This is a genomic window from Geodermatophilus obscurus (assembly GCF_900143215.1).
Taxonomy (GTDB): domain Bacteria; phylum Actinomycetota; class Actinomycetes; order Mycobacteriales; family Geodermatophilaceae; genus Geodermatophilus; species Geodermatophilus obscurus_A.
Genome location: NZ_FRDM01000080.1, coordinates 1 through 4,207 on the forward strand (window position 1 = coordinate 1; position 4,207 = coordinate 4,207).

At 70.1% G+C, this 4,207-nt stretch carries 5 protein-coding genes; 3 read left to right on the forward strand and 2 right to left on the reverse strand.

Going from position 1 to position 4,207, the window contains the following annotated elements:
- The coding region (locus tag BUB17_RS24870; RefSeq protein WP_141243208.1) for a transposase at nucleotides 1-315 on the forward strand (315 nt) is incomplete at its 5' end.
- Between the two features lie 50 nt (nucleotides 316-365).
- Here BUB17_RS24870 and BUB17_RS24875 read toward each other — a convergent pair.
- Nucleotides 366-1,118: a GAF and ANTAR domain-containing protein gene (locus tag BUB17_RS24875; RefSeq protein WP_083606600.1), complete on the reverse strand. Its 753-nt coding sequence runs from the start codon at nucleotides 1,116-1,118 to the stop codon at nucleotides 366-368.
- A gap of 526 nt (nucleotides 1,119-1,644) precedes the next feature.
- The gene (locus BUB17_RS24880) at nucleotides 1,645-2,898 is read right to left on the reverse strand and encodes an IS256 family transposase (protein ID WP_072921483.1); all 1,254 of its coding nucleotides are present in this window, start codon (nucleotides 2,896-2,898) and stop codon (nucleotides 1,645-1,647) included.
- Between the two features lie 186 nt (nucleotides 2,899-3,084).
- Between BUB17_RS24880 and BUB17_RS24885 the strand changes: the two genes are divergently transcribed.
- Together BUB17_RS24885 and BUB17_RS24890 are read left to right on the forward strand one after the other, a co-directional pair.
- The gene (locus BUB17_RS24885) at nucleotides 3,085-3,396 is read left to right on the forward strand and encodes a type II toxin-antitoxin system Phd/YefM family antitoxin (RefSeq protein ID WP_244277476.1); all 312 of its coding nucleotides are present in this window, start codon (nucleotides 3,085-3,087) and stop codon (nucleotides 3,394-3,396) included.
- Nucleotides 3,393-3,668, forward strand: coding sequence for a type II toxin-antitoxin system RelE family toxin (locus tag BUB17_RS24890; protein WP_072921488.1), 276 nt, complete (start codon nucleotides 3,393-3,395; stop codon nucleotides 3,666-3,668). Before BUB17_RS24885 ends, BUB17_RS24890 begins: the two co-directional genes overlap by 4 nt.
- The last annotated feature ends 539 nt before the right edge of the window (nucleotides 3,669-4,207 follow it).

The following is a 4,207-nucleotide window of genomic DNA, read 5'->3' on the forward strand; positions in this document are numbered from 1 at the left end:
CGCAAGCGCCCCGATCACCTGATCGCCGACAAGGCCTACTCCCATCCCTCGACCCGTCGGGCGCTGCGCCGACGCGGCATCGGGCACACCATTCCCGAAAAGCGTGACCAGCAGGCGCGCCGGCGAGACCGGGGCTCGGCCGGTGGACGACCACCGGCCTTCGACCGTGACCGCTACAAGCAGCGCAACGTCGTGGAACGCTGCTTTAACCGGCTCAAGCAGTTCCGCGCCCTGGCCACCCGCTACGCCAAGCGCGCTGCCTACTACCGCGCCACGCTGCTGCTGGTCAGCGCAGTGCTCTGGCTCAGCACATGATCCGCGGGACAGGCCCTAGAGCGTGTCCTGGGGATCTTGACCACGGCAGGTCAGCGGTCGAGCGCCCCTGTGCGGGTGAGGTCCTCGGCGACCGCGTAGACCTTGCGGTTGGTGTCCTGGCTGACCTTGGCCAGCACGTCGAACGCCTGTTCCGCAGTGATCTTGAACCTCTCCATCAGGATGCCCTTGGCCTGCCCGATCATGTCCCGATTCACCAAGGCCATGGCCGCGTGTTCCAACTTCTGGGCGCCCGCGACGGCGACGGCGGCGTGGCTGGCCAGCAGCAACCCGATGTGCTCGGACTCGTCGGTGAAGGCCGACTTCTCATGGGCCAGCAGGTCCAGCGCGCCCAACGTGTCCTCGTGAACGAACAGTTGCAGGCACAGCATGCTGCCCACTCCGCGCTCTCCGGCGCGGGGGCCGAGGACGGGCCAACGGGGGTCGGCGGCCAGGTCGTTCACCCGGACCGTCTGCTGGTTCCACATGGCGTCCAGGCAGGGCCCCTCTCCGGTCTCGTTCTGGACGACGTCGAACCAGGCGGCCAGGTCGCCCGTGGCCGCCGCTGAATAGACGTGGCGACGTGCGCGGACCATGGTGATCGTGGCCTCGTCGGCACCGGGCACCATCGCCACCGCCAGGCTCACGACGCGGTCCAACACCTGCTGAGGATCGAGCTGCTTCTGCAATCCACGCGCGGCCTCGGCCAGTCGTCGGGCCAGCTCGTCCAGAGCAGCGGTCGTGCCGGTGTCCTGCGCCGAGGGCTGCCCCAGCTGAGTCGGATTCTCACCGCCCGGAGTGCTCACAACGCACCCTGGCACGGGCCAAGCTCGCCCGGGAAGTCCTCTGCACAAGGCGGCCCCGCGTGCGGCGTCGACACACGCGGGACCTAACCCGCTGCCGCGCCCGGGCGCGACGGCGGGCTGCGTTCAGCAGAACACAGCAGCACGCGGCGCGCGTTCACAGCACCCAGCCCGGTCTGACGTCGGCCGGCGTAGGGCGGCCCCGGACAAGCCACACACGCCCACACAAGATCCCCAGGACAGGCCCTAGGCCGAGCTGGCGCGGTGCTCGGACCCAAGTGGACTGCCCGTGCGGTACCGAACCGGCTCTTCGCGGGTTCCTGGTGAAGGGTGGAACATGAGCCGGCGACGGTGAGTGTGACCCGGAGACGTCGAGGGCCCGTGTCCTTGCTGAGATGGGTGTTGCTGAGACAACCCAATCGCGAGGTCCACGAGCCGTGCACAACCCTACGGGCTCGCAGCGTGATGCTGCGAGGGTCAAGCCCGCTGGGGTGGTGTGTGACGGCTACCGCGTGATTTTCCTGTTGGGTCAGGCGCTGAGCGCCGGGATGGTCGGCTGGCTGGTCACCTCCTTGTCGGGGTTGGCGTCATCGACCGGCTGGAGGCGGCAGCGGGCCAGCACGTCGAGGCCGAGGTAGCGGCGGCCTTCGGTCCACTCGTCGTGCTGCTCGGCGAGCACGGCGCCGACCAGGCGGATCAGAGCGTCGCGGTCGGGGAAGATGCCGACCACGTCGGTGCGCCGGCGGATCTCCCGGTTGAGCCGCTCGGAGGGGTTGTTGGACCAGATCTGGCGCCACACCTCCTTGGGGAACGCGGTGAACGCGAGCACGTCAGCCCGCGCGTCCTCGAGGTGGGCGGCCACCTTGCGGAGCTTGCCGGTCAGCGCCTCGAGGACCCGGTCGAACTGGGCGTGCACGGAGGCGGCGTCGGGTTGTTCGTAGACCGAGTGCAGCAGCGCGCGCACCCACGGCCAGGACGCCTTCGGTGTGGCCGCCATCAGGTTCGCGGCGTAATGCGTCCTGCACCGTTGCCACCCGGCGCCGGGCAGGGTGGCCCCGATCGCGCTGACCAGCCCGGCGTGCGCGTCGGAGGTGACCAGCTGCACGCCGGTCAGGCCGCGGGCGGTCAGGTCGCGGAAGGACCCGAGCCAGCCGGCGCCGTCCTCGGCGGAGGTGACCTGCAGGCCGAGGATCTCCCGGTGCCCGTCGGCGTTCACCCCGGTCGCCACCAGGGCGTGCACGTTCACCACCCGGCCGCCCTCGCGGACCTTGAGCACCAGGGCGTCGGCGGCCACGAACGTGTAGGGCCCGGCATCGAGTGGGCGGTGCCGGAAGTCGGCGACCTGCGCGTCGAGCTCCTTGGCCATCTCGCTCACCTGCGACTTGCTCAGCCGGGTGATGCCCAGGGACTCCACCAGCTTCTCCATCCGCCGGGTGCTCACGCCGAGCAGGTAGCAGGTGGCGACCACGGTGGTCAGCGCCCGCTCCGCCCGCCGGCGGCGCTCGAGCAGCCAGTCCGGGAAGTACGAGCGCGACCGCAGCTTGGGGATCGCCACGTCCAGCGTGCCGGCGCGGGTGTCGAAGTCCCGGTGCCGGTAGCCGTTGCGCACGTTGGTGCGCTCGGACGAGCGGGCGCCGTACTCCGCACCGCAGACCGCATCGGCCTCGGCGGACATGAGGGTGTTGATAGACGTGGTGAGCATCTGGCGCAGCAGATCAGGGCTGGCCTGGGCCAGCTGCTCGTCCAGAAAGCGGGCAGGGTCGATACTGCTCGGAGCGGTCATCGCGTTGAACTCCTGGGGCTGTGGAAGGTATCCAGAAGATCACGCGGTGGCCGCCTTCACGTGCAGGGTCACTGCTCACCGGGGCCGTCGCACACCACCTTGGTGGACGCCACTGTCCCCATCGTCTCCGCCGCCGAACTGAGCCGGTGGTGGGCGCAGGTCTCGCCAGAGCCACGACGGAGCTGCTTGACCGCAGCTAGCGGGCTGACCATGATTCTGGTCATGGCGACCCAGTCGCTGGCCGCGGTCAAGGCACACTTCAGCCAGGTGATCGACGAGGTCGCCGGCACGCACGAGCGCGTCACCGTCACCCGGAACGGCAGCCCGGTCGCGGTCATCCTCGCCGTCGAGGACTACGAGTCCCTGATGGAGACCCTGGAGATCCTGTCCGATCCCCGAGCACGCTCCGACATCAGGCAGGCCGAGGAAGCGATGGCCGCCGGTGAGGTCTACGGCGAGGCCGAGGTGCGGGCCGCACTGGCGGCCCGCCGGCGGTGACCGGCCCTCGTCGCCATACCGTCGTCCTCTCGGCGGCGGCCAAGCGGGCCATCGAGCGAGACCTCCCCGAGCGGGTGGCTGTCGCGGTCGTCGACTTCCTCTACGGACCGCTGGCTGCGGACCCGTACCGCGTCGGGAAGCCGCTGCGCTTCGAGCTCGCGGGCTACCGGTCCGCGCGACGGGGCCAGTACTGCGTCGTCTACTCGATCCACGACGACGAGGTCCTCGTCAGGGTCGTGCGCATCTCGCACCGCGCCGACGTCTACGGCTGACCGGTACCTCCGTGCCGGCACCGGCAGGTGCGCAAGCGCTGTGTCCCTCCTCGGACACAGCAGCAGGGCCCGTGGCCGGTGCCCCTCTCTCCGTGCCCCGTACCAGACGGGTGGGTGGCCGGCTCAGCGGCGGGGCGGGAATCAGGACCGGGAGGGCACGGGACGGGCATCCGAGCGGATTCCGGGCGCGAGAACTCACCCGATGACCCACCCGCCGACGCTCATCCCCGACCTGCGGTCTGGCCGCGATGAACAGCGCTTCCGGGTTCCGCTCCCCGAAGATGCTTGGCGCGCCGCTGTGCCGAGGGGCTGTTCACCCACGGCGGCCCTGGGTGTCCGACCGGCCCGACCACGCGGCGGCATGCCGAACGTGGTCAGAGATCAGCGGGGCGACCGAACGAGTCACCGGAGGGCAACCGACCGGCCTCTACCTGGCCGGCCTTCAGCCTCGATTCACCGTCGGAAATCGTCGCCGGTAGCGGGTCCTAACGCACGAATGCCCCTCTGACCAGGGACGATGTGGCTTGTCTAAGGCCCAT

Excerpts from the sequence above, each read along its gene's own strand:
- BUB17_RS24880 (WP_072921483.1), bottom strand. The coding sequence starts at position 2,898 with ATGACCGCTCCGAGCAGTATCGACCCTGCCCGCTTTCTGGACGAGCAG.